The 22,018-nt window shown below is 71.7% G+C and carries 28 protein-coding genes, 1 tRNA gene and 1 pseudogene; 18 read left to right on the forward strand and 12 right to left on the reverse strand.

Going from position 1 to position 22,018, the window contains the following annotated elements:
• Nucleotides 1-6: 6 nt before the first annotated feature.
• The 3 genes from JL106_RS02125 to JL106_RS21465 all read right to left on the reverse strand — a co-directional run bounded on the left by JL106_RS02125 (nucleotide 7) and on the right by JL106_RS21465 (nucleotide 2,076).
• Nucleotides 7-336 carry a DUF3349 domain-containing protein gene (locus JL106_RS02125; RefSeq protein ID WP_205259033.1) on the reverse strand — a complete coding sequence of 110 codons (330 nt, stop codon included), beginning with the start codon at nucleotides 334-336 and terminating at the stop codon, nucleotides 7-9.
• A 67-nt stretch (nucleotides 337-403) separates the two neighbouring features.
• Complete coding sequence (locus JL106_RS02130; protein WP_205259034.1) at nucleotides 404-1,708, reverse strand: cytochrome P450; 1,305 nt, start codon at nucleotides 1,706-1,708, stop codon at nucleotides 404-406.
• Between the two features lie 50 nt (nucleotides 1,709-1,758).
• A complete protein-coding gene (locus tag JL106_RS21465; RefSeq protein ID WP_205259158.1) occupies nucleotides 1,759-2,076 on the reverse strand; it encodes a DUF5703 family protein in 318 nt (105 codons plus the stop codon).
• Between the two features lie 138 nt (nucleotides 2,077-2,214).
• Between JL106_RS21465 and JL106_RS02140 the strand changes: the two genes are divergently transcribed.
• Nucleotides 2,215-2,991 (forward strand): AzlC family ABC transporter permease, encoded by a 777-nt coding sequence (locus JL106_RS02140; RefSeq protein ID WP_328841036.1) that lies wholly within the window; start codon nucleotides 2,215-2,217, stop codon nucleotides 2,989-2,991.
• The gene (locus JL106_RS02145) at nucleotides 2,988-3,302 is read left to right on the forward strand and encodes an AzlD domain-containing protein (protein ID WP_205259035.1); all 315 of its coding nucleotides are present in this window, start codon (nucleotides 2,988-2,990) and stop codon (nucleotides 3,300-3,302) included. The genes JL106_RS02140 and JL106_RS02145 overlap by 4 nt, the downstream gene beginning before the upstream one ends.
• A gap of 369 nt (nucleotides 3,303-3,671) precedes the next feature.
• On the opposite strand, the gene JL106_RS02150 is transcribed toward JL106_RS02145, so the two are convergent.
• Entirely contained in the window at nucleotides 3,672-5,009 is a 1,338-nt protein-coding gene (locus JL106_RS02150) for a M20/M25/M40 family metallo-hydrolase (protein WP_205259036.1), read from the reverse strand.
• A 150-nt stretch (nucleotides 5,010-5,159) separates the two neighbouring features.
• On the opposite strand from JL106_RS02150, the gene JL106_RS02155 reads away from it, so the two are divergent.
• Nucleotides 5,160-5,242: transfer RNA gene (locus JL106_RS02155), tRNA-Leu, on the forward strand.
• An 86-nt stretch (nucleotides 5,243-5,328) separates the two neighbouring features.
• Here JL106_RS02155 and JL106_RS02160 read toward each other — a convergent pair.
• Genes JL106_RS02160 through JL106_RS02170 form a run of 3 tightly spaced genes read right to left on the reverse strand, consistent with a single transcriptional unit; the run spans nucleotide 5,329 to nucleotide 7,360 of the window.
• Nucleotides 5,329-5,559, reverse strand: a complete 231-nt coding sequence (locus tag JL106_RS02160) for a hypothetical protein (protein WP_205259037.1) — start codon at nucleotides 5,557-5,559, stop codon at nucleotides 5,329-5,331.
• Nucleotides 5,560-5,561: 2 nt separating this feature from the next.
• Nucleotides 5,562-6,806, reverse strand: a complete 1,245-nt coding sequence (locus tag JL106_RS21870; protein ID WP_205259038.1) for a tyrosine-type recombinase/integrase — start codon at nucleotides 6,804-6,806, stop codon at nucleotides 5,562-5,564.
• Complete coding sequence (locus tag JL106_RS02170) at nucleotides 6,803-7,360, reverse strand: helix-turn-helix domain-containing protein (protein WP_205259039.1); 558 nt, start codon at nucleotides 7,358-7,360, stop codon at nucleotides 6,803-6,805. The genes JL106_RS21870 and JL106_RS02170 overlap by 4 nt, the downstream gene beginning before the upstream one ends.
• Before the next feature lie 161 nt (nucleotides 7,361-7,521).
• Here JL106_RS02170 and JL106_RS02175 point away from each other — a divergent pair, with 161 nt between their 5' ends.
• The 14 genes from JL106_RS02175 to JL106_RS02240 all read left to right on the forward strand — a co-directional run bounded on the left by JL106_RS02175 (nucleotide 7,522) and on the right by JL106_RS02240 (nucleotide 17,106).
• Entirely contained in the window at nucleotides 7,522-7,719 is a 198-nt protein-coding gene (locus tag JL106_RS02175) for a helix-turn-helix domain-containing protein (RefSeq protein ID WP_205259040.1), read from the forward strand.
• 18 nt (nucleotides 7,720-7,737) lie between these two features.
• Nucleotides 7,738-8,103 carry a hypothetical protein gene (locus JL106_RS02180; RefSeq protein WP_205259041.1) on the forward strand — a complete coding sequence of 122 codons (366 nt, stop codon included), beginning with the start codon at nucleotides 7,738-7,740 and terminating at the stop codon, nucleotides 8,101-8,103.
• Complete coding sequence (locus JL106_RS02185) at nucleotides 8,100-9,128, forward strand: AAA family ATPase (protein ID WP_328841041.1); 1,029 nt, start codon at nucleotides 8,100-8,102, stop codon at nucleotides 9,126-9,128. Before JL106_RS02180 ends, JL106_RS02185 begins: the two co-directional genes overlap by 4 nt.
• Before the next feature lie 475 nt (nucleotides 9,129-9,603).
• The gene (locus tag JL106_RS02190; RefSeq protein WP_205259043.1) at nucleotides 9,604-9,834 is read left to right on the forward strand and encodes a hypothetical protein; all 231 of its coding nucleotides are present in this window, start codon (nucleotides 9,604-9,606) and stop codon (nucleotides 9,832-9,834) included.
• Between the two features lie 3 nt (nucleotides 9,835-9,837).
• Nucleotides 9,838-10,020: a hypothetical protein gene (locus tag JL106_RS02195; RefSeq protein WP_205259044.1), complete on the forward strand. Its 183-nt coding sequence runs from the start codon at nucleotides 9,838-9,840 to the stop codon at nucleotides 10,018-10,020.
• A 3-nt stretch (nucleotides 10,021-10,023) separates the two neighbouring features.
• A complete protein-coding gene (locus JL106_RS02200) occupies nucleotides 10,024-10,557 on the forward strand; it encodes a hypothetical protein (RefSeq protein ID WP_205259045.1) in 534 nt (177 codons plus the stop codon).
• On the forward strand, nucleotides 10,554-11,333 hold the full coding sequence (locus JL106_RS02205; protein WP_205259046.1) for a terminase large subunit domain-containing protein: 780 nt from the start codon (nucleotides 10,554-10,556) through the stop codon (nucleotides 11,331-11,333). Before JL106_RS02200 ends, JL106_RS02205 begins: the two co-directional genes overlap by 4 nt.
• Nucleotides 11,330-12,064 (forward strand): hypothetical protein, encoded by a 735-nt coding sequence (locus tag JL106_RS02210; RefSeq protein WP_205259047.1) that lies wholly within the window; start codon nucleotides 11,330-11,332, stop codon nucleotides 12,062-12,064. The genes JL106_RS02205 and JL106_RS02210 overlap by 4 nt, the downstream gene beginning before the upstream one ends.
• A 40-nt stretch (nucleotides 12,065-12,104) precedes the next feature.
• On the forward strand, nucleotides 12,105-13,733 hold the full coding sequence (locus JL106_RS21875) for a phage tail tape measure protein (RefSeq protein ID WP_205259048.1): 1,629 nt from the start codon (nucleotides 12,105-12,107) through the stop codon (nucleotides 13,731-13,733).
• Between the two features lie 1,497 nt (nucleotides 13,734-15,230).
• On the forward strand, nucleotides 15,231-15,704 hold the full coding sequence (locus JL106_RS02220; RefSeq protein WP_205259049.1) for a DUF7426 family protein: 474 nt from the start codon (nucleotides 15,231-15,233) through the stop codon (nucleotides 15,702-15,704).
• A 37-nt stretch (nucleotides 15,705-15,741) separates the two neighbouring features.
• Complete coding sequence (locus JL106_RS02225) at nucleotides 15,742-16,032, forward strand: hypothetical protein (protein ID WP_205259050.1); 291 nt, start codon at nucleotides 15,742-15,744, stop codon at nucleotides 16,030-16,032.
• Nucleotides 16,029-16,190, forward strand: a complete 162-nt coding sequence (locus JL106_RS02230) for a hypothetical protein (protein WP_205259051.1) — start codon at nucleotides 16,029-16,031, stop codon at nucleotides 16,188-16,190. Before JL106_RS02225 ends, JL106_RS02230 begins: the two co-directional genes overlap by 4 nt.
• A complete protein-coding gene (locus JL106_RS02235; protein ID WP_205259052.1) occupies nucleotides 16,187-16,807 on the forward strand; it encodes a hypothetical protein in 621 nt (206 codons plus the stop codon). The genes JL106_RS02230 and JL106_RS02235 overlap by 4 nt, the downstream gene beginning before the upstream one ends.
• 110 nt (nucleotides 16,808-16,917) lie before the next feature.
• Entirely contained in the window at nucleotides 16,918-17,106 is a 189-nt protein-coding gene (locus JL106_RS02240; protein ID WP_205259053.1) for a hypothetical protein, read from the forward strand.
• An 8-nt stretch (nucleotides 17,107-17,114) separates the two neighbouring features.
• Here JL106_RS02240 and JL106_RS02245 read toward each other — a convergent pair whose 3' ends face one another.
• The 4 genes and pseudogenes from JL106_RS02245 to JL106_RS02260 all read right to left on the reverse strand — a co-directional run bounded on the left by JL106_RS02245 (nucleotide 17,115) and on the right by JL106_RS02260 (nucleotide 18,721).
• A complete protein-coding gene (locus JL106_RS02245) occupies nucleotides 17,115-17,474 on the reverse strand; it encodes a hypothetical protein (protein ID WP_205259054.1) in 360 nt (119 codons plus the stop codon).
• A gap of 76 nt (nucleotides 17,475-17,550) precedes the next feature.
• Nucleotides 17,551-17,739 (reverse strand): annotated as a pseudogene (locus JL106_RS02250) (response regulator transcription factor); the annotation flags it as partial.
• A 95-nt stretch (nucleotides 17,740-17,834) separates the two neighbouring features.
• A complete protein-coding gene (locus JL106_RS02255) occupies nucleotides 17,835-18,197 on the reverse strand; it encodes a DUF6907 domain-containing protein (protein ID WP_205259055.1) in 363 nt (120 codons plus the stop codon).
• A 278-nt stretch (nucleotides 18,198-18,475) separates the two neighbouring features.
• Nucleotides 18,476-18,721 carry a hypothetical protein gene (locus JL106_RS02260; protein WP_205259056.1) on the reverse strand — a complete coding sequence of 82 codons (246 nt, stop codon included), beginning with the start codon at nucleotides 18,719-18,721 and terminating at the stop codon, nucleotides 18,476-18,478.
• Nucleotides 18,722-18,818: 97 nt separating this feature from the next.
• Between JL106_RS02260 and JL106_RS02265 the strand changes: the two genes are divergently transcribed.
• Entirely contained in the window at nucleotides 18,819-20,075 is a 1,257-nt protein-coding gene (locus tag JL106_RS02265; protein ID WP_205259057.1) for a serine hydrolase domain-containing protein, read from the forward strand.
• 52 nt (nucleotides 20,076-20,127) lie between these two features.
• Here the strand turns inward: JL106_RS02265 and JL106_RS02270 are convergent, their stop codons facing one another.
• Complete coding sequence (locus tag JL106_RS02270) at nucleotides 20,128-21,915, reverse strand: thiamine pyrophosphate-requiring protein (protein ID WP_205259058.1); 1,788 nt, start codon at nucleotides 21,913-21,915, stop codon at nucleotides 20,128-20,130.
• Between the last annotated feature and the right edge of the window lie 103 nt (nucleotides 21,916-22,018).

Raw genomic sequence — 22,018 nt, forward strand, 5'->3', positions numbered from 1 at the left:
CGGGCGTCAGACCGTGGTGCTGACGCGGAAGCCACTGTGTCGCAAGCGGTCCGATGCGCACTGCAGGTCGGCAGGGGTGGGCAGCTCCTGGATCTGCCGGGTGATCAGCACCCCGACGTCGACGCTGCTGAACTCCTCGCGACCGGAAGCTCGTGCGGCTGCGGCGATCCCGTCGGCCTGATCGTCGCTCATCCGCCGCGGCAGCAACGCCAGCGCCGGGACGAAGCCGGTGCGGGGCGCCGCAGCGGGGTAACCGTCCCGGAACCAGGCCACGATGCGGTGCAGCCAGGACGGCAGCGGTCGGAGCAGCAGCGCCGGACGTGCGGTGGCACCCATCGACCGACTCCCCTCCGTTCCCCGAACACACACCTGTTGTTCACCTGGCGTTCACTGTACCGGCCGGTCATGCCGTCACCTGGAGGATCACGCCATCGCGCGGACGGGTGGGCATCCGACGGTGATCGACGGTCAGGTCCTGAGGCGGGAGCCCCCAGCTCCGGGTGGCCAGCTCGATCGCGGTCCGGCTGATCAGCGCCCCGGTGATGCCCTCCCCGGGGCACCGGTGCCCGGTGAGCATTGCGTCGCCGCCCTGGGGCACGAACCAGCCGGACTGGCTGCGGGTCGGGAAGCTCAAGAAGCGCGCCGGGTCGAAGCGCTCCGGATCCGCCCAGCCGTCCCGACTGATGTGGGTGCCCCAGACGTCCAGGATGATCCGCCGGCCGGCCGGGACGGTGACCGGCCCGACCTGCATCCGCCGCCGGGTCCGGGCGGCCAGGACCGGGACGAACGGGGTGGTGCGCCGGATCTCGTGCGCGAAGGCGGTCACCACCGGACCGGGCAGCGCCCGCGACGCGTCGGCAGGCCCGGCGGCGCGGGCCTCGTCGGCGATCCGGGTGCGCCAGTCCGGGTGGCGGTCCAACTGCACGACGGCCGCCGCGGCGTACCAGGCGACCGCCACCGTCGGCCGCATGATGTTGAGCAGCTCGACCGCGGCGGTGCGTTCCGGCAGCGGCCGTTCCTGCCCGTCCCGATGGTCCAGCACCGTGGCCAGCGCACTGCCGTCCGGGACCGGGAACCGGCCGGCACGAGCCGCCCGCACCGCCGAGCGCGCCCACCGGTCGCTGCGCCGGCGGGCCGCGTACGCGCGCGCCCCACGGGGCCCGATCGAACCGAAACCGTCGACCACGATCGCCATGTCGCGGGCGTGCGCGCGCAGCCGCGCCTCGGCGAACGGCAACCCTGCCCACCGCTGCACCGCGACGCCGAACACCTCGACCGCGGTGTCGTAGACCGTGACCCGGCCCCCGGCGGTCAGCGCCTCGGCCCAGCTGCGGCTGACCAGACCGGCCAGCGCGTCGACCCGGTCCGGTTCGACCGCCTGCACGAAGAGCGACTTGCGGTGCCGGTGCGGCTCGTCGTCCAGGCCGTGCACCGCGCCGCGACCGAACAGGGTGCCCCGGATCGGCTGCGGGGTGGCGCCGGTCCGGCGGACCCGGTCACCGTCGTAGAACAGCTCGACACCACCCGGACCGCCGACGACCACGGCTCGACGACCGAGCAACCGGATCGGCACCGCGGTGACCTCCGGTCGCGAACCGATGCGATCGGCGAAGTCGTAGCCGGACCGGAGCAGCAGCGCGGTGTGGTCGACCGGGCAGGCGGACCGGGTCTCGGGCAGACGGGTCTGCGGCAGCACGGACTCGGTCATGCCGACGACAGTTCCCGACCGGTCGGCCGCCGAACCCGCGCGCCCGCCGGTCAGGGTGTGACGTCGGGCAGCAGACCTCCGGGACTGGGCTTGCGCCGCAGCCACACCTGCCGGCTGCCGTCCGGGTAGCGCAGCACACGGGCCAGCTCCCAGCCGGTGAACTCGGCGCGCAGGGCGAGCATCCCGGCGGCTGCGGAGCGGGACATGTCGGCCGCGATCCGCAACGGCTGGTACTCGTACCCGTCCGCCGGGGTGTCGTGGATGCGCCCGCGGGCGGGCGGCCAGGCGCCGGCAGCCGAGGCGCTCGGCCCGGGAACGGCGGTCAGGGAGGTTGAGCGGGGCTGGGCACCGGGGCGCGAGGACAGCACGAGGGCGGATCACCTCCGGTCGACGGGGCAAGGACGGGCCGTGCAGGGCGCAGCCGAGGAACGCTCGGGCGACGCGGCCGATCACGGACCGGGTTGATTGTGCCTGTCGATCGTGCACCCGGACTACGGTCTGCTGCCGTGCCCAGCGACGACGCCTCCTCCGATCCGCGACCCCCGTCCGCCGCGCTGGCAGCCTGGTCGCCGATCCGCACCCGGCTGCGACGGGACGCGTTCGGCATCGCTCTGGCCACCGGCGCCTACGCGGTGTCGTTCGGCGCCATCTCGGTGGCCAGCGGCCTGGACGTCTGGCAGACCGTGGCGCTGTCCGCGGTGATGTTCAGTGGTGGCAGTCAGTTCGGGCTGGTCGGCGTGGTCGCCGGCGGCGGTGCCCCGCTGGCCGGGGCGCTCACCGCCGTGCTGCTCGGCGTCCGGAACGGTCTGTACGGCCTGCGGATGGCGCCGCTGCTGCGGGCCGGCGGCTGGCGACGACCCGCCGTCGCCCAGTTGGTCATCGACGAGACCACCGCGATGGCGCTGGCCGGTCAGCAGGAGGCCGTGGACGCCGGACGCCCCGAGCTGGCCGACCGGGCCGGCCGGTTCGGGTTCTTCGCCACCGGGATCGCACTGTTCACGCTGTGGAACCTGGGCACGCTGATCGGGGCGCTGGGCGCGGAGTGGCTGCCCGCCCCGACCGTGCTGGGCCTGGACGCCGCCGTGCCCGCCGCCTTCCTGGCCCTGCTGGCGCCCCGGTTGCGCCACGGCGGGCCGGTGGTGGTGGCGCTGCTGGCCGCCGCGGTAGCGGTGGCGGCCAGCCCGTTCGTCCCCGTCGGCATCCCGGTGTTGCTGGCCGCGCTGGTCGGCGTGGTCGTGGGCTGGGTGCCTAACCGGCTCGCCGGACAGGATGCCCTCCGATGACCCTCTGGATCGGCGTGCTGGTCGGCTCGATCGGCTGCTACCTGCTGAAGTTGGCCGGACTGTCGCTGCCGGCGTCCGTGCTGGCCAACGTCCGGGTGCAGCGCATCGCCGCGCTGCTCCCGGTGGTGCTGCTCGCCGCGCTGGTCGCGGTGCAGACCATCACCGACGGCGGGCGGCTGGTGTTCGACGCCCGGATCGCCGGCGTCGCCGTGGCCGGGTTCGCGGTGTGGCGGCGGTGGCCGTTCCTGGTGGTGCTGGTGCTCGCCGCCGCGACCACCGCGCTGGTCCGGTTGGTGTGGCCGGGCAGCTGAGGCGGGGCTCGATCGAGGGCGCAGGTGCACAGTGCGGGCGCAGCGCGGCCGCGTTCCGCTCAGCCGCGCCCGGCGTGCGCATCCGCGCCGCGAATTCCGGGCGCGGGTGCGCATCCCGGGCGCACCTGGGACGGGGTCGTCACAGCTGCGCCGTGAATGTGCGTCCGCGCCGCGGCTGCGCCCGGTCCATGGCGCGTGCGGTTGCAGGTGCGCAGCTGACGCGGGTCTGCGGCACACCTGCGCCGTGGTTGTGCATCTGCGCCGTCAATTGAAGGCGCGAATGCACGTTCCGGGCGCAGATCTGGGCGCGTCCGCCTCAGATGCACCGCCGCGCCCTCGCCGCCATGTCCCGCAGGTGCGCAGCTGACGTCAGCAGGTGCGCAGCAGCCGGTCCAACACCCGGACGCCGAACTGCAGCGAGTCGACCGGGACCCGCTCGTCCACGCCGTGGAAGAGCCCGGAGAAGTCCAGGTCGGCCGGTAGCCGCAAGGGAGCGAAGCCGTACCCGGCCACGCCGAGCCGGGCGAAGGCCTTGTTGTCGGTGGCGCCGGAGAGCATGTACGGAACGGTGACGCCGCCCTCGTCCTCGGCCCGGACCGCGGCCTGCATGGCGCCGACCAGGTCACCCTCGAACGGGAACTCCAGCGGCGGCAGCCACACCCACTCGATGTCGATGTCGTCGCCGGCCAGCTCCGCCACCTGCTCGCGGAAACCGTCCTCCGAACCGGGCAGCACCCGGCAGTCGACGACGGCTTCAGCGGTGGACGGGATGACGTTCGCCTTGTACCCGGCCTTGAGCATGGTCGGGTTGGCGGTGTTGCGCAGGGTGGCGTTGATCATGCGGGCGATCGGGCCGAGCTTGGCCACCGCACCCTCGAGGTCCTCGTCGGGGAACTCAAACCCGGTCAGCTCGGTGATCGAGGCCAGCAACGCGTCGACCGTGGCGGTGCGGGTGATCGGGAACCGGTGCGCGCCGAGGCGGGCCACCGCCGCGGCCACCCGGGTGACCGCATTGTCGTCATGCCGCATGGAGCCGTGTCCGGCCGTGCCGCGGGCCCGCAGGGTGGCCCAGCCGACGCCCTTCTCGGCCGCGGCGACCAGGTAGGCGCGACGGGTCTCGTCGAGCGAGACGGAGAATCCACCGACCTCGGAGATCGCCTCGGTGGCGCCGTCGAAGAGCTCCGGATGGTGGTCGACCAGCCACTGCGAGCCGACGAGCCCACCGGCCTCCTCGTCGGACATGAACGCGAAGATCAGGTCCCGCGGCGGCACGACGCCGGAGCGCTTGAACTCGCGAGCCACGGCGATGGTCATGGCGACCATGTCCTTCATGTCGACCGCGCCGCGGCCCCAGACGTAGCCGTCCTGGACGGCGCCGGAGAACGGGTGCACCGTCCACTCGGCCGGATCAGCCGGGACCACGTCGACGTGCCCGTGCACCAGCAGCGCACCGCGGGACGGGTCGGCGCCGGCCAGCCGGGCGACCAGATTGCCGCGGCCGGGGGCGGACTCGACGTAGGTGGTCTCGTACCCGACCTCCTCCAGCTTGGCCTGGATGTACCGGGCGGCGCGAGCCTCACCGTCGCCGACGGTGGCCGGGTCGCCGGTGTTCACCGACTCGATCTGGATGAGCTCGCTGCACAGCTGCACCACCTCCTGCTCGGCGATGGACAGTTGCTCGGCCGGCGGGAGGGAGATGTCAGACATGTGCCGTTCCTACACCGGCTCCGATCGCCTCCTGCACCCGGGCGCCACCGAACGCTCGATCGGACGCCGCCGAGTGGTGAGATCGGCGTGCCGGATCGAGTAGAGTGATGCGTCGCCGGGCTCGGAGTTCCATCAGCCCGGCGGACACCGGTCCGGGTGGCGGAATGGCAGACGCGCTAGCTTGAGGTGCTAGTGCCCGCAAGGGCGTGGGGGTTCAAGTCCCCCCTCGGACACTCAGCATGACACTGCGTGACCTGCGAAGACATCGAGCCGGCGGGCGCAGAATGAGCCCGGTGATACCGCGGTGATACTCCGGTGGTCACCGGACCGTGCGCAGGAACGCCACCAGGGCGTGGCCGAGCGCCAGAGCCTCCGGCGATCGGTCGCCCTCCGCGATGCCCTTGAGGATGTCGTCCAGCTCGTTGCTGACGTCGAGCAGGTCGAACCGGTCGGCCAGCTCGCGGAGCCGCTGGGGCTGCTCGGCAGCGTTGCGCACCAGCGCCGCTGCGTTCTCTTCCGGGTCGAACGGGACGGGTCGGAACTCGGTCAAGGTCATCCTCCGTGGATCAGTGCGCCGAGGGCCGTCGCGGCCTCGCGCTGCATGGTGGGCAGGGCGTGCGAGTAGGTGTCGAGCGTGATGCTGATGGTCTGGTGGCCCAGTCGCTCTTGGACGATCTTCGGGTGGACGCCGGCCACCAGCTGGAGCGTGGCCGACGTGTGCCGCAGTGAGTGCAGGTGGATCACCGGCAGGGTGTGCACCTGGGTCGGAGCGACCGACTTGGCGGCCTCCGCAAGCTGCCACCGGATGCACCGAGCGACCGACTCCCGGAAGGACCGGGACACCGACTCCGGCAGCCGGTGCCGACCCTCCAGGTCGCCGAACGCCAGCGCGTCCTGGGCGCCGAGCTGGAACGCCAGGCCGGCGCGCCGGGTGCGGTGCGATCGGAGCAGGGCGGCGGTTGCCGGGTCGATGTCGACCACCCGGGCGCGGCCAGTCTTCGTCGGCCCCTCTACCTGCTGCTGAGGCTGGCCCTTCACCTTGATGGTGCCGACCGACCGGCGGACGCTGATCGCCCCGGCATCCAGGTCGACGTCGCGCCAGCGCAACGCCAGCAGCTCCCCGCGGCGCATCCCGGTGGCCACCAGCACCAGCCACGCGGTCCGCTGCTCCGGGTCTGCGTGCTGCTCTGCCCATCCGAGGAAGGTGCCCAGCTCGGCGGCCGACCAGGTCACCATCTCCGGTGGCCGGGCGTCCTTGGCGCTGGGCGGGTCGGCCACGTCGGCGGGGTTCACCGGGATGAGGCCCTGACGGACCGCGTCCTTCATCGCCTTATGCACGATCATCGCCACGTAGCGGACCGTCCGGGCCGACAGTCCCCCGGACCCGTCCGCGCGGCCGTCGGCCTCCAGCGACCGGTACAGCGCCGACAGCCGGGAGCCGGTGAGCGCGGCCAGCCGGACCGTGCCGATGCGCGGCTCCAGGTGCAGCCGGGCGTTCTTGCGATAGCTGGCCATCGTCGACGGCGCCAGCCGGAGACCGTCCAGCCACTCGGCCAGATACTGACCGACAGTGATCTTTGACGGCTCCGAGTAGCCGCCTGGGGCTTCGCCCTTGGCCAGCAGGTCCCGGATGCCCGCTGCCGCCGCCTTTCGCGTCGTGAACCCGCGACGCAGCACAGGCTTCCGAGTGCCGTCGGCCATGGTGACGGTCACCTTGATCAGGTACCGGGTACCGGCCGCCGTGCGGTACTCCGAGATGGTGCCCTCACCGGCTTGTCGACGACGCGAGCCGGTCACGACGGCTCGCCGCCCTTCAGTGCTTCCAGACGATCGATCAGCCGTTGGACCGCAGGCTTCGGCGTCCCAGCCTGATCCGCCAACAAGCCAGCGAAGAACAGTTGCCCGACCATCCGTCGCAGCTCGACCAGGACGCTCTCAGGGTCGATGTCGTGGTCCCGGATGTGGTTGAACAGGTCCTCGGCCACCTCGACGCCTTTGACTCGCGCCTTCTCGGCCTCCTCGAGCGCGTCGTCCATGAGCGACCACGCCAAGGCCAGAAGCTGCACCAGGTCGCTCGCGCGGACCAGGTCCGGTTCCAGAGCCACCATCTGATTGAGATCGAAGTTGTCGAACACCTTCGAGAAGCCGACCAGCTCGTCGACGGTGATTCGTCGCGCCGGAGTGCCCTTCTCAATCTTGTAAAGCGCCGACGGGTGCATCGCGCACCCAACTCGGGCCATGTGATCGGCGAGGACTTCGTAGTTCCAGCCGCGCTTTTCGCGCTCCGTGGCGATCCGCGCGGCTAGGTTGCGCTCAGCCGAGATGCTCCGCGGCTTGTTCGGTCGTGGCACCCGTCCACCCCTCCTAATCCACCCATTCCAGCGGCACCAGTTGCCCATCCGCTTCCTACAACGGTGGACAGTCTGCCCCGTTTTGGCTTGCTTCCGCAAGTGACCGTCCGCGACAATCTTCCTACCTCGGTGACCACCACCGACCGGAATGGGAGGCCGACGTGACCGTCGACTTGACTGACCGCCTCTGGATGAGCCCCGACGAACTTGCCCCACTGCTCAACCTGACCGGCCGGGCCGTGCGCAACGCCTGCGCCTCCGGCGACATCCCCGCCGTCCGTATCGGCGCCCGGTGGCGGATCCCCGTCGCCAAGGTCCGCGAGCTGGCCGGCCTTCCCGCGACCAACTCGGCCGCCTGACCCGATAGGAGGGCCACCGTGCCCAAGCAGTTGCCCCAGGCGGGCGAGGTCCGTGGACAGCTGGAGGTCGACCTTTCCGACCTCAGCTGGCGGACACCGGACTGCCCCGGCGAGATCGCCCGCCGCTTCTCCCCTCTCGCCTTCGCCCCGGCCCGGGCCGACGTCAGCATCCGACTGCCACAGGCCGCGCGGCTGCCGGCCGGCGTCTTCCTGCAGGCGTTCGCCGACTTCGCTCAGCACCCGGACCGCCTGAGCTACAAGGTCACCGGAACCGCGGATGCCCGCGCGGTCAAGGCCGCGTGCGATGAGCTGCGGGCCGCCGTCCGGATCTGGTCCATGCCGGCCTGCCTGGTCCCTGAGCTCGACCCGGCGCTCACCGCGTGACCGCGGCTGTCGCAGCGGTTCCCACTCCCGCTGCCCGGCGACCGGACCCCTGGCGGGCCGGTGCTCACCCCGGCTCGATCATCTTCTCCACACCCGAGCAACCACCGGCCATGTGGGGACACCGCGGCGAAGTGCTTTGGGCCGAGGGAGAGTCGCTGCTCCTGGTCGGCACCCCCGGCGTTGGCAAGACCACTCTCGCCGGCCAGCTGCTCCGCGGTCGACTCGGACTGTCCGACGACCTTCTCGGGTACCCGATCCGAGCCACCAGCAGCCGCGTGCTGTACCTCGCGATGGACCGACCCGGGCAGGTGGTGCGCTCGCTGCGCCGCCAGTTCCACCACACCGACGAGCGCGTCCTCGCCGACCGCCTTGTGATCTGGAAGGGCCCGCCGCCCGTCGACCTCGCCCAGGACGACGGTGCACTCCTGCGCTTGGCCGAGATCCACGGCGCTGACACCGTCGTCGTCGACTCCCTCAAGGACGCTGCGGTCGGTCTGACCGAGGACATCGTCGGCGCCGCGTACAACCGCGCCCGACAGGTCGCCCTTGCCGCCGGAGTGCAGGTGCTCGAGCTGCACCACACCACCAAGCGCGGACCGAACGGCGCCAAGCCCACCGCCCTGGCCGACGTCTACGGCTCGGCATGGATCACCGCCGGCGCCGGCTCGGTGCTGATGCTGATCGGCGATGCCGGCGACCCCGTGGTGTCCATGCATCACCTCAAGCAGCCCGCCGAGGTCGTCGGCCCCCTGACCCTGCAGCACGACGCGGCCCACGGTTCCACCACCGTCGTCGGCGACACCGACCCGCGCACCCTGCTCCGGGCGTCCGGCGCCCGAGGAGTCACGGCCAAGACGCTCGCCGAGGCGCTGTTCGGCACCCCCGACCGCAACGCCATCGAGAAGGCCCGCCGCAAGCTCGACGCCCTCGTCCGGGCCGGCGCCGCGGTCAAGGTGCCCGACCCGTCTCACACCTCCGGCGGCACTCCCGAGTCGGTCTACGTGATTCCGGACAAGGCCGCGTGAGCACCCGCCGAGCAGTCACGGAATCCAGTCACGCACCCCTGTCGGCCGTGACCGGTCACGACACTCACGGCGCAGTCACGGACGGCGCATTGCCGCAGGTCAGGCAGTTCACGCCTGCAGTCACGGCAGTCACGCGCGGAGCAGTCACGATCGCCACCCCCTCTGAAAGAGGGGGGCGACGCGTGCTCGGGCATGAAGTGCTCAGTCCGGGGATGGTCCGGCTCCTCGGCTCCTGCACCTCCGGATGCCTGCACAGCCGACCTGACAGCCGGTGCTCATGCCGCTGCGGCGGCCCGGCTGTCCTTCCGCGCCATCTCCCGGAATCCGCAGGCGCGTCGGCGCTCGTTGGTATCAGCTCCGGTATCACGACGGCCGGTGAGCTGACCGATCCCGCCGCTGACGTGCAGCGATGCGCTGCTGAGGCGTGGGACCGATTGTCCTCCGCCACCGCTCGCGCCGGCTCGGTTGGCCAACCATGACCCGCCACACCGGCGCGCTCCGCCGCCCACCACCCCGCCGCCTGCTGGTCGACGCACTGGCCAACCTCCGAGCGTTCGACACCCGGGACGCCGACGTCGTCGAGCGGGAGATCCGCCGACTCCGCCACGAGGTCGCCCGCTACCGCAAGGCGGCCCGGCACCTGGCCCAGGACCAGCACGCCGACGCCGTCCTTGCCCTGCTCCACCAACTCTCCAGGGAGACCTGACCCATGACCCTGACTCGCTGCCCCGTCTGCGTTCACAGCCAGCGCCCCGCCATCGACCAGGCCCTCACGGCCGGCGCACCCACCGAACGCCAGCTCGGCGACGCCTACGGCCTCAACTGGAACGCGCTCGTCCGCCACCGCAAGCAGCAGCACCACCGCCCCACCCCCATCCGGACGGAGGCCTGACCCATGGCCCCGCCCTGCGCAACCTGCACCCACCCCGACCTCGTGGCCATCGACCAAGCTCTCGCCGCCGGTCTCGCCTCCGGGCAGCCGTCCCTCCGCCAGCTCGGCGACCAGTACGGCATCGACCGGGCCAGCCTCGCCCGCCACCGCAAGGCCCACCTGTCCCCGGCGCTCAAGGCCCAGCTGACGAAACGGGAAACCGCCGGTGCCCGCAAGGTCATCGACGAGGTCCGCACCGTGCTGGCCAGCATCCGCGGAGTCCTGGACCGGGCCGAGACCGCCCAGGACGACCGCACGGTGCTGGGCGCCGCCAAGGAGATGCGGTCCACGCTGGAGCTGCTGGCCAAGATCACCGGTGAGCTGGACGAGCGGCCCACCGTCCAGGTGCTCAACGTCGCCACCAGCCCGGAGTTCCTGGCCGCGCAGTCCGCGATGATGGCCGCTCTCCGCCCCTATCCCGAAGCCGCTCAGGCCGTCGCTGCCGCCCTGGCCGGGGTGGGCCAGGGGCAGGGTCATCCGCCGGAACTGATCCCGTGAGCGCCGTGGCGGGCACGCTGGCCGCCGCGCTGGACCCGGTGCTGTTCGCGCGCGGTCTCGGCTTCGTAGCCGAGGAGTGGCAGGAGAACCTGCTCCGGACCCAGGCCGAGCAGGTGCTCGTCGTGGCCGCCCGGCAGGTGGGCAAGTCCAGCACGGTGGCGCTCAAGGCGCTGCACGTCGCCACCTACGAGCCGGGCTCGCTGTGCCTGATCTTCTCCCCGCGACAGCGACAGTCGGATGAGCTGCTCCGCAAGGTGCGGACCTACTACCGGGCGCTGACCGGCCACGCGGGTCGACCGGTCAGGAACGACGACGTCCCGGTCAAGAACAACGAGTCGGAGTTGGAGCTGACCAACGGCTCTCGCATCGTGTCGTTGCCTGGCTCGGAGTCCGGCGTCCGCAGCTTCTCGGCCGCCCGACTGCTCATCCTGGACGAGGCGTCCCGAGCGTCCGACGACCTGCTGGCTGCGGTCGTGCCGATGGTGGCCACCGGCGGGCAGTTCATGATGATGAGCACTCCGTGGGGTCGCCGGGGCTTCTTCTACGAGCTGGCCGAGCTCGATCAGACGGACGCATGGGAGCGGCACCGAACCACCGTCTACGAGTCGGCGCGATGGCCAGAGGCCCGCCGGGCTCGAGTGCGGGCGTCCATCGGGTCGTTCGCCTGGTCATCGGACTACGAATGCGTCTTCGGCGACACCACCTCGCAGCTGTTCTCGACCGAGATGGTTGACCGGGCTTTCACTTCCGACGTTCTGCCCCTGGAGATTCCATGATCGACCGCACTGTCCCCGGCGCCTTCACCGTCGGGCTGGACCTCGGCCAGGCCGCCGACTTCTCGGCGCTGTGCGTGATCGAGCACGTCGCCCAGCTGCCGCCCGGGATGACCAGTCACGCGCACCGGGTCCACCTGGTCAGCGCGCTGGCCGACGCAGTGCGGGTGTTCCAGGTCCGGTCGCTCAAGCGCTGGCCGCTCGGCACGCCGTACACCGTTGTGGCCAAGGATGTCTCGGCCGTGCTGGCTTCCCCCGCACTGCGGGGCCGCTCGTCGCTGCTGTACGACGCCACCGGCGTGGGCCGTGGCGTCGGCGACCTGCTGTACCAGGAGTACCGCGAGCACTCGCGGATCTCGCTGTACCCGCCGACGCCGGTCACGATCACCCAGCAGTCCAAGGCGGACATGGTCTCGACCACGATGCTGGCCTTCGAGCAGGGCCGCCTGCAGATCGCTGCCGGCCTGCCACTCGGCGACGCGCTGCGCTCGGAGCTGCTGCGGTTCCAGCAGAACATCCGACCGTCGGGCTCGACGAGCTACGACATCCCTCGCACCGAGGACGGTCACGGCGACCTGGCGTCCGCGCTCATGGTCGGCCTGTTCTGGAACGACTGGGTCCCGGGCCGCGACCTGATCCGCCTGGTGGACGGCCCGCCACTCCCCGTCGACGCGGCACCAGATGGCCGCGACCAACGTAACGACATGCGTTACAAATCAGCATCTTTCGAGTAGAATCCGGCGCATGTAGACGACTCGGAAGTGGAGGTGAGCAGTGTCGGGAACTCTTGATGTCGGCACCCTGGTCGGGTACGTCGACTTCGACCTGTCCGGCATGGACAAGTCGTTCGACGAGGCCGAGGGCAAGATGTCCCGCTTCGAAGGCGGCATGAGCAAGTGGGCCACGGCGGCCGGCGCCGGCATCGGCCTGGCCCTCGGTGCCGCGGTGGCCTCGGCGATCAACACCGACGCCGCGAACCGCAAGCTCACCGCGCAGCTCGGCCTGACCAAGGACGAGGCGGCCAGGTTCGGCAAGCTCGGCGGCGAGCTGCTCGCGTCCGGGTACGGCTCCGGCCTGGAGGACGTCAACGAGGGCATCGCCGCCGTGGTCCGCAACATCGGCGGGATGCGCGACGCCAGCGAGGACGACCTGAAATCCATTACGGGTCAGGTGATCTCGCTCGCCACCACGATGGGTGAAGACCTCGGCGAGGTCGCCCGGACCGTCGGCGTGATGATGAAGACCGGGATGGCCAAGGACGCCCAGGAGGCGCTGGACCTGGTCACCGCCGGGCTCCAGTCCCCGGTGAATGCCGCCGGTGACCTGCTGGACACCTTCAACGAGTACTCGACGATCTTCCGGACGCTCGGCCTGGAGGGTGAGGACGCGCTCGGTCTGCTGCAGCGGGGGCTCCAGGGTGGTGCCCGCGACGCCGACCAGGTGGCCGATGCGCTCAAGGAGATGCTGCTCGGCGTCCAGTCCGGTGACTCCCGGGACGCGATCTCCAAGCTGGGCCTGGACTTCGGTGCGCTGCAGCGGGCGATGGCGGCCGGCGGGGAGCAGGCCAAGACGGCCACGGGCCAGCTGCTCGACGCGTTCACCGCGCTGCCGCCGTCGGTGGAGAAGAACGGCATCGCGGTGCAGCTGTTCGGCTCCCTAGCCGAGGATGCCCAGGCGGCGCTTTCGTCGCTGGATCCCCGGTCGGCGGCGGCCGAGTTCGAGGCCGCGTTCGGTCCGATCAACGGCTCGGCCAAGGAGTTCGACGAGACCGTGTCCGGTGGGCTGCAGTCCAGCCTGGACACCCTGCTCGGCAAGGTGAAGTCCTTCGGCGCCGGGGTGGCCGAGGATCTGACACCTGCCTTGCAGGGCGGGATCTCGATCCTCGGTGGTCTGGTCGACGCGCTCGGCCCGGTGCTCGGCCTGCTCGGCGACATCCCGGATCGAGGTCCCCCTCGTGATCGGCGCGTTCCTCGGTCTCAAGGCCCTGTCCCCGGTCTTCTCCGGACTCAAGGACAACATCCGCGGGTTCCGCGACGAGATGCGCCTCCAGCAGGCGCTGGCCACGTCGTCCGGGCAGTCGCTCGGCACGATGGGCGCGGCGGCCGCAACCGCCTCGGCTCGGTGGGGTGGGCTGCTCAAGACCGTCGCCGGTGGCGCCGGCCTGGTCGGGGTCGGGCTGATCATCTCGGCGATCACCTCGGACGTGGCCAAGATGTCGGCCCGGATGGACGTCGCCCGGCAGTCGGCCGACCAGCTCACTACCTCCCTGGTGGACTCCGGCGGAGCGTGGACCAAGGCCGCGGAGGAGCAGCAGCAGGCCTCCGTCCGCAACTCCGAGGCGTTCAAGGCGCTGATCGCGGCCGGCGCCGACTGGGGCCTCACCATGCGCGCCCTCACCGGTGACCTCGGAGCGTTCGAGGAACTGGCCCGCTCCGATGCCTGGTCGAGCCTGGGCGACTCACTCGACGGCACCGGGCTGATGCGGCAGGCCGCCGCGCTGGCCAACGTCCGCGGCGAGGCCGAGCGCGGCGCCGACGCGCAGCGGAAGTACAACCAGGAGCAGGCCGTCGCGGCCACGAACGCCGATGCGGTCGCCGCCGCGAACGGCCGGGTCGCCACCACCCAGGACACCGCGAACGCTGAGCTGCTGGTCGCCAGCGGGCACGCCAAGGACGTGGCGGAGGGATACCGCCAGCTGGGCGTGATCGCCCCGCCGGCCCTGGAGGACACCGCCACCGCAGCCGAGGGTGTCACCGAGTCGCTGAGCCCGATGCAGCAGGCCCTGGAGGACAGCAAGACCGCCGCCAGCGAGCTGGACACCGCCGCCCAGCTGCTCCAGCTGTCGCTGGCCACCATGTCCGGCCGGAACGTGGATGCCGAGGTGGCGCAGCGCGCGGCTGCTGCCGCCATCCGGGATGCCGCCGCGGCGGCCCGGGACAAGGTCGACGCCGACGCGGCCCAGCAGGCGGCCACGGAGGCGGTCAACCGGCTGACCGAGCAGGGCATCACCACCGGCGAGGAGTACACCGCGGCCAAGCGGGCCGAGACCGAGGCCATCGCCAAGGCCGCCGACGCCGGGGACCGGCAGGCCGACACGTTGAACAGCGTCACCGGCGCCGCCGCTCAGCAGGCCGCTGCTGCTGCTCGGGCGGCCGGCGCGAACGGTGACCTCAACGCCGCCGCGCAGGCCGGCGCCCAGCGCATGGCCGAACTCCGGTCGCAGTTCATCGAGGCCCAGGTCGCCAGCGGCATGGCACGCGACGCCGCCGTCGCCCTGGCCGACGAGTACGACCTGATCCCGGCCAACGTGGAGACCACGATCCGCGCCGAGGCCGACACGTACGTGGCCAAGCAGGAACTCGACGCCCTTGGCCAGCCCCGGACCGTCCGGTTCAACGCCGTGGTGACCGGAGCGGCCAGCGCGGCCGCCGCGGTCAACAACCTCGCTGCCAACCTCGGCCCACCACGAGCCGGGGGCGGTGCCATCTACGGGCCTGGTCCCAGGGGCATCGACTCGGTGCTCACTCCGTCGGCGCCCGGTGAGCACATGCTCACCGTCGGCAACGTCGACGCCTTCGGCGGCCAGGCCCAGGTCTACGCCTTCCGTGCCGCCCTGGACTCCGGCGGGCTGGCCGGCGCCGCCGCCTACCTCAATCGGGTCGCCGGCTACGCCGTCGGCGACCGCACCGCCAGCAGTGCCCCGGCTGTCCTGATGCCGGCGGCCAGCAGCCCCCGCCACATGACCGTCACCGTGCGCTACGACAGCGCACCACTGGATCAGCGCATCACCCGGATCGCCAACATCGAGATCGACCGCGCGGCCGTCGACTTCTCCGAGGGCTGGGACGGACCGGGGATGTCGTGACCCACCAACCACCACCACCACCGAGGAGACCAACCGTGACCACCCTGACCGTCCTGCCCGAGGTCGACCCCCTGGTGCTGCCCATCCGGGGCGCCGACGGCGAGATCCGGGAGTACACCGTCCAGCCGGCGTCCGCCGAGCACCTGGACCTGATCGCCGCCCTCGGCGCCGTGCGCGCATCACAGATGTTCGGCACCAAGGTGGCCGACGAGCACTACGCGCTGCTCGAGCAACTGACCGGACGCGAGGAGGTGGCCCGCCAGGTCTGCCTCGGCACCGAGACCTACCTGCAGATGGTCGCCGACGGCATCTCGGCTCACGACCTGGCTCGCGCCCAGGCCACCGCCGTGCTGTGGCAGGCCAGCGGGTGCAACCACGAGGTCGCCCTGTCGGCCTGGACCTGGACGCCCACCCTCCGCATCCAGCCGGCCGAACCCGACCAGCCCACCGAAGCCACAGCGGAGGAGGTGCCCACCACCGATGCCGAGGTTCCCACCACTGACGCGTGAGACCACACCCGAGCTGTTCGATCAGCTCACCCTCCAGGTGCCCGACCGGACCGACCGGGCACGGGACTACCTCGTCGAGCTGACCGACACCGAGTCCTGGACCGTCGGGCTGCTGCTCTGCCAGGTCTTCGTGCCCGACGCGGTGCACCACAGCGTCAGCCTCGGAGCGCGGACGGTCGAGGCGACGCGCCGCGACGGGGTCTCGATCCCCACCGTCCTCGCCGCCGGCCGCGCCGCCTGGGCCTATCACCGTGAGCACCCGGCCCTCTACGGCTACGTCAAGACCATGGCGTCCATGGGCTTCCAACCACCCAGGAGCGATCAGTGAGCGACCAGCCCACCACCCCACCGTCCGACCAGCCGGCCGAGCGGAGCGTCGACGAGATCCGGGCCGCCCAGCGCGCACGGCGAGCCGGCGCACCAGACCCGAACGACCCCATCGGCGCGGCGCGCATCGCCCGCCAGGAACGGAGGAACAACAGATGACCACAGCCACCGATCCCCGTGCAGCCCTGGAGGCACTGGAGGCCAAGGCCCGAGCGGGTGACCCGGTCGACGCCCAGGAGATGGCGCTGGCACTCGCCGCCGTCGGGGCCGCCGACCGTGTCGCCGCCCTCGCCGAGCAGGGCGAGACCGAGCGCCAGCAGGAAGCGAACCGCCAGCAGGCCTTGCAGACGCTCGCGGATGCGCGGGCCGCCGCAACCGCCGAGCTGGCACCACTCAAGGCCGCCGTCCCCGAGCTGTTCGACGCCGCCCTCGATGCACTGGTGGCCCTCTTCGAGGGCGCCGAGGCTCACCGTCAGGCAGTCCAGCGTCAGGGCGTCGCGATGCGTCGGGCCGGGTGGACCGTCCGCACCTGGGCCCACATCGACGAAGAGCCCGCAGACCTGGACCCGGCGAACCACGTCGACTTCAGCCAGGGCAACGAAGTTCAGTCGGTCACGGTGGCCGGCGCTCACTACTCGGGCGTCGCCACCGGCAAGCAGTGGCTGGACACCGCGACCAAGCAGGCCGCCGAGCTGGCCACGATCGAGCCGTCCAAGCGCGCCGCCTGGATCACGGCGAGCTCTCCGGCTCGTCCCTGGTGGACCGGTGACCGGTGAGCGCGTGGGTCGCGGCTGGTCGCCGCGCGCGAGCACGGACGCGCCCGCGCGGGTCCGCCGGCCCGTTGCAGTGGGCGACGGTCGAGGCCTGGTCCCCGCCCTCAGCCGGTGTGCCCGGACGGCTGCAGGTCCGCCTGTTCGCCAGCGACTCCCTCGCGGACTGCGACTGGTTCGCCACGTTCGAGACGGAGGTGGCGAACCTCGGTCGTCCTGCGATGGGTGAGTGGGTCGCGGTGGCCTTCATGGAAGGTGCGCCCGTGGTGATGAACCTGGTCACCAAGGGCTCCAAGAACGCCTGATCCGAGAATCACCGACGCGCGATCAGGAGTTCCGCCTGCAGCTCCACCGGGCTCATCCGCTGCCCTCGCGTCGGATGGGCGTCGGGCGCCGGAGCAACCCCGGTGACATGGCCACCGCCGGGCAGCGCGTCCCAGCCGGCGTCAGGGCCGTGGTCGACGTAGTCCTGCACGAAGCGGTCGACGGCTTCCGGCAGGTGCCGGAGGTCACACTCGCGGCTGGCCTCGTTCAGGTAGACCACCACGGCCGGCTGGTCGGGGAACACCCCCACCGCTGCGCACAGAGCCTGTCCGTTCTTCGTCGTCGGCCACTCGTCCGGCCACGACTGCACTGACCAGTTGGTGCGCCCCATCAGATCGTCAGATGTCATGGACGGAACGTACGTGGACAGTCGGCTCCCGCGCAGCACGGTGTGCCTTGCGGGAGCCGACTGCTCTCCGGGGGGCCTACCGCAGCACGCCCTTGCGGAACCCGATGGCCACCGCGTGTGCCCGGTCCGAGGCGCTGAGCTTGGCGTACAGCCGCCGCGTGTGCGTCTTGACGGTGTCCTCGGCCAGGAACAGGGCACGGCCGATCTCCCGGTTGCTGAGCCCGTCGGACATCAGCTGCAGCACCTCCCGCTCGCGCGGGGTCAGGCCCATCGTCACGGCGTGCGCGCCGGTCACCGCGGCCGGCCGCAGGGTCATCGCCCGCCGCCGCGTCGGGCACAGCACTCGACCGACCCGGGCGGTCACCGGGACACCTCGACGCCCTCAGTGGCGTCCTGGTCGAGCACGTCGGCCAGGTGCAGCAGGCTGGCCGCGACGGCCCGGGCCTCGCTGGCCTGCAGCTCGGCCACGAACCGGCCATCGACCTTCATCTCCAGCAGTGCATAGCTCTCCATGCCTTCGTACTGGAGCGCCTGCACCGACACCATCTCGTGGCTGTCGCTCGCAGTCAGGAGGCACAGAGTGCTGGAGCTGTGCTCGTGGGTGAGCACGTCACCCACGACGTCGCGGGTGATCGTGTGGCTGGTGCACCACGGGACGCCCTGGGGGCAGGTGGGCAGCGCCGGGCGCTGAACGGGCAGGGCAGGGACGGTGCGTGCGAACATGGGAGTGGGTCCTGTCTTTCAGCCATGGGAGTGGGGACCTGCTGGCCGGTCCGGGGGGCAACCCGGGCCGGCCTCCTTCGTTGGCCGCGATACCGCGCGTGATACCGGCGCGGGCGACCACAATCGACCGGAAGCGACGTCGGGAGGCTGCGGCGGCCCCCGCTCACCGGCGCCGACGTGCAGTTTCGACCCGAATCGACGCGCATCGACCATGGCGGCCGATGCGTTCAAGTCCCCCCTCGGACACTGCGCTCCACGACTCGCGATCACCGCGGGACTCAGTCCGCCGGCTCGTTGCCCGGATCGACGCCGCCGATCACCTGCACCCTGACGGTGGCGAGCGGGACCTCCAGATGCGCAGCGACGGCCTCGCGAGCCGCCCCCTCGATGTCCGCGGCCCGGGCCGTCAGGGTCACGACGTCGAGCGCGGGGATCGACACCACCCACCACCCACCCCTCCGGGTCACCGTGGCGGTGTGGGTGATGGTGCTGATCGGCAGGTCCTTCCGCGGCGGCGTCGACACCTGGTCAGGCCATCCACGGACGCCCGGCGAGACCCCGACGCGCCCCCGACGCGCTCGGCTCGTAGGCTGTCGCCCTCTCGAACGAAGGAGTTCGTGCATGACTCAGGTCGAAACGCGGCTGACGTCACCCGATCAGGTCGGGATGAGCGCCGACCGGCTCGAGCGGATCGCGCCCGCGCTGCAGAAGTACGTCGACGAACGCGGCTATCCGGGCTTCACCGCCCTCGTCGCCCGCCGCGGCCAGCTCGTCCACGCCACCCGGGTCGGCTACCAGGACCGGGAAGCCGGCGTCCCCGTCGCGGAGGACACCATCTACCGCTTCTACTCGATGACCAAGCCGATCATCTGCACCGCGCTGATGACGCTCTTCGAGGAGGGCCGGTTCCAGCTCACCGACCCGGTCGCCAAGTGGATCCCGGCCTTCGCGGCCACGAAGATCGCCGGGCCGGGCGGCACGCTGGAGGAGCAGTCGCCGTTGCGCCCGATGCAGGTCCGGGACGTCATGAGCCACACCAGCGGCCTCACCTACGACTTCCTGGACGATTTCCCGGTCGCGGAGCAGTACCGCGCCAAGCAGCTCATGCACGACCCGACGCGCACCCTGGAGAAGCTCGTCGACGAGCTCGCGACCATCCCGCTGGCCTTCGCGCCCGGGACCAGGTGGGCCTACAGCCTCGGCACGGACGTCACGGCCCGCCTCGTCGAGGTGATCTCGGGCCAGTCGCTCGGCGACTTCCTGCAGGAGCGCCTCTTCGGACCGCTGGGCATGACGGACACCGCCTTCGGCGTCCCGGAATCCGAGCGTCACCGCATCTCGGCCATGTACGGGTTGCCGGACCTGTTCGCCGAGAACATGTCGTTCGGCACCCTGGCGGCCGCCTTCGCCGCCGGCGACATCGGCCGCCGCGACGTGGATCCCACGTACCCGAGCGACGCGGCGGACGTGTTCCAGCGCGGCGGCATCGGCCTGTTCGGCACGGCGACGGACTATCTCCGCTTCGCGAACATGCTGCTCACCGGCACGGCGCCGGACGGCACGCGGATCATCGGCCGCAAGACCCTCGAACTGATGCACACCAACCACCTCGCGCCGGCGCTGCTGCCCTACGCCACGGGCGGCGCACCGACGCTGGGCTACGGGTTCGGGCTGGGTTCCCGCGTCGCGATGGACATCGGTCAGAGTGGGCAGGCCGGCTCCCCGGGCGAGTTCGGCTGGGCCGGGGCGGCCAAGACCTACTACTGGGTCGACCCGGTCGAGGAGGTCGTCGGCGTGCTGATGACGCAGTACATGATCGGCTTCGACCTGCCGGAGCAGGACTTCCGGGCGGTCGTGTACTCCTCGATCGAGGACTGACCGCCGGTCCGCGGGCGGCGGCGGGTGCTCGACCGCGCCGCCCGCGGGTCCCTCACCGCCCGGCACCCTCCTGCGCGGCGTAGGTCTCCAGCAGCTCCGCCGCATGCCGCCCGGCCGCGCCCTCCTGCTGCAGTCCGGTCCGCATCTGCTCCAGCTTCGCCGCCCCCGCCGGGAACGGGGGCAGCAGCGGCACGGCCGGGTCGGTGAGCACCTCCAGGACGACGGGCCGGTCCGCGGTGAGTGCCGCGTCCCAGGCGGCGCCGAGCCGCTCGGGATCGTCGACCCGGATCCCGCGCAGCCCCAGCAGGTCTGCGTACGCCGCGTACGGGAAGGCCGGCAGGTCCTGGCTGTCGGCGAACCGCGGGTCGCCCTCCATCTCCCGCTGCTCCCACGACACCTCGGCCAGGTCGCCGTTGTGCAGCACGCACACCACGAACCGAGGGTCCGACCAGCGCGGCCACATCCGCGCCACCGTCACCAGTTCCGCCAGCCCGGTCATCTGCATCGCGCCGTCCCCGGTCAGCGCGACCAGTGGCCGGTCCGGGCGGTGCAGCTTGGCCGCGATGCCGTACGGCACCGAACAGCCCATGCTGGCCAGCGTTCCGGAGAGGTGGGCCGGCACCCCGGCCGGCAGCTGCAACTGCCGGGCGTACCAGTAGACGCAACTGCCGACGTCGACCGCCACCTGCGCGTCGGCGGGCAGCCGGCGGTTCAGTTCCCACACCACCCGCTCCGGGTTCACGGGATCGGCGGGGGTCAGGGCGCGGATCTCGACGAGCGCATGCCAGTCGCGGACGTGCCGCTCCACATCGTCGCGCCAGCCCCGGTCGGTGCGTTCCCGCAACCGCGGCAGCAGGGCGGCCAGCGTCGCCGCGGCGTCCCCGACCAGACCCACTTCGATCGGGTACCGGTTGCCGACGTTCCGACCGTCCAGGTCGATCTGCACGGCGCGGGCGGCACCGGGCGGCGGGTAGAACTCGGTCCACGGATCGTTCGATCCGACGATGAGCAGGGTGTCGCAGTGCCCCAGCAGGTGGGCGCTGGCCGTGGTGCCGAGATGACCCATGGTGCCGACCACGAACGGCAGCGACTCGTCCACGAACGGCTTGCCGAGCAGGCTGGTGGCGATGCCTGCCCCGAGCCGCTCGGCCACCGCGATCACCTCATCCCGGGCGTGCCGAGCACCCTGACCCACCAGCAGCGCCACCCGCTCCCCCGCGTCCAGCACGTCCGCCGCGGCCTGCAGGTCGGCGTCGAACGGGAGCACCTGCGACCGCCGCCACTCGGGGGCGGTGGTCACCACGCCGTGCTCCTGGGCCGGCTCCGGCGCCGGCTGCTGCTGCACGTCGTGCGGCACGATCACCACCGCCGGTGACCCAGTGGCCAGCGCGGCGCGGAAAGCCCGGTCCAGCACCATCGGCAGCTGCTCGGCCGTGCTGACCTGCTGGGCGAACTGCGCGGCGACGTCCTTGACCAGACCCAGCAGATCGATCTCCTGCATGTACGCCGAGCCCAGCACACTGGTGTTCTGCTGCCCGACGATCGCGACCACCGGCACGCCGTCGAGCTTGGCGTCGTAGAGCCCGTTCAGCAGGTGGACCGCGCCCGGTCCCTGGGTGGAGGTCACCACGCCGACCCGGCCGGTGTACTTGGCGTGCCCGACGGCCATGAACGCGGCGTTCTCCTCGTGGCGGGCCTGCACGAACTCGATCCGGTCGGCGGCCCGGCGCAGCGCCCCCATGAGTGCATTGACCCCGTCGCCGCTGTACCCGAAGACCCGGTCCACGCCCCAGCGTTCCAGCCGCTCGACGATGAGGTCGGCGACGAGCGTGTCAGCCATGGCGGGGCTCCGTCCGTGCAGCGGGGTCATCGGTCCTGGACCCTGTTCCCCGTCACGAGCCTGCTTGCGCCTCGCGCACCGCGACCCAGCACGGACGCTCGCC

This window comes from Nakamurella leprariae (assembly GCF_016918035.1).
Lineage (GTDB): Bacteria > Actinomycetota > Actinomycetes > Mycobacteriales > Nakamurellaceae > Nakamurella > Nakamurella leprariae.

Bases quoted from the DNA above. Each gene is read 5' to 3' on its own strand.
- JL106_RS02125 (WP_205259033.1), bottom strand. From the start codon at position 336: ATGGGTGCCACCGCACGTCCGGCGCTGCTGCTCCGACCGCTGCCGTCC.
- JL106_RS02130 (WP_205259034.1), bottom strand. From the start codon at position 1,708: ATGACCGAGTCCGTGCTGCCGCAGACCCGTCTGCCCGAGACCCGGTCC.
- JL106_RS02145 (WP_205259035.1), top strand. From the start codon at position 2,988: ATGACCCTCTGGATCGGCGTGCTGGTCGGCTCGATCGGCTGCTACCTG.
- JL106_RS02150 (WP_205259036.1), bottom strand. From the start codon at position 5,009: ATGTCTGACATCTCCCTCCCGCCGGCCGAGCAACTGTCCATCGCCGAG.
- JL106_RS02190 (WP_205259043.1), top strand. From the start codon at position 9,604: ATGACCCGCCACACCGGCGCGCTCCGCCGCCCACCACCCCGCCGCCTG.
- JL106_RS02195 (WP_205259044.1), top strand. From the start codon at position 9,838: ATGACCCTGACTCGCTGCCCCGTCTGCGTTCACAGCCAGCGCCCCGCC.
- JL106_RS02200 (WP_205259045.1), top strand. From the start codon at position 10,024: ATGGCCCCGCCCTGCGCAACCTGCACCCACCCCGACCTCGTGGCCATC.
- JL106_RS02210 (WP_205259047.1), top strand. From the start codon at position 11,330: ATGATCGACCGCACTGTCCCCGGCGCCTTCACCGTCGGGCTGGACCTC.
- JL106_RS02235 (WP_205259052.1), top strand. From the start codon at position 16,187: ATGACCACAGCCACCGATCCCCGTGCAGCCCTGGAGGCACTGGAGGCC.
- JL106_RS02245 (WP_205259054.1), bottom strand. From the start codon at position 17,474: ATGACATCTGACGATCTGATGGGGCGCACCAACTGGTCAGTGCAGTCG.
- JL106_RS02255 (WP_205259055.1), bottom strand. From the start codon at position 18,197: ATGTTCGCACGCACCGTCCCTGCCCTGCCCGTTCAGCGCCCGGCGCTG.
- JL106_RS02265 (WP_205259057.1), top strand. From the start codon at position 18,819: ATGACTCAGGTCGAAACGCGGCTGACGTCACCCGATCAGGTCGGGATG.
- JL106_RS02270 (WP_205259058.1), bottom strand. From the start codon at position 21,915: ATGGCTGACACGCTCGTCGCCGACCTCATCGTCGAGCGGCTGGAACGC.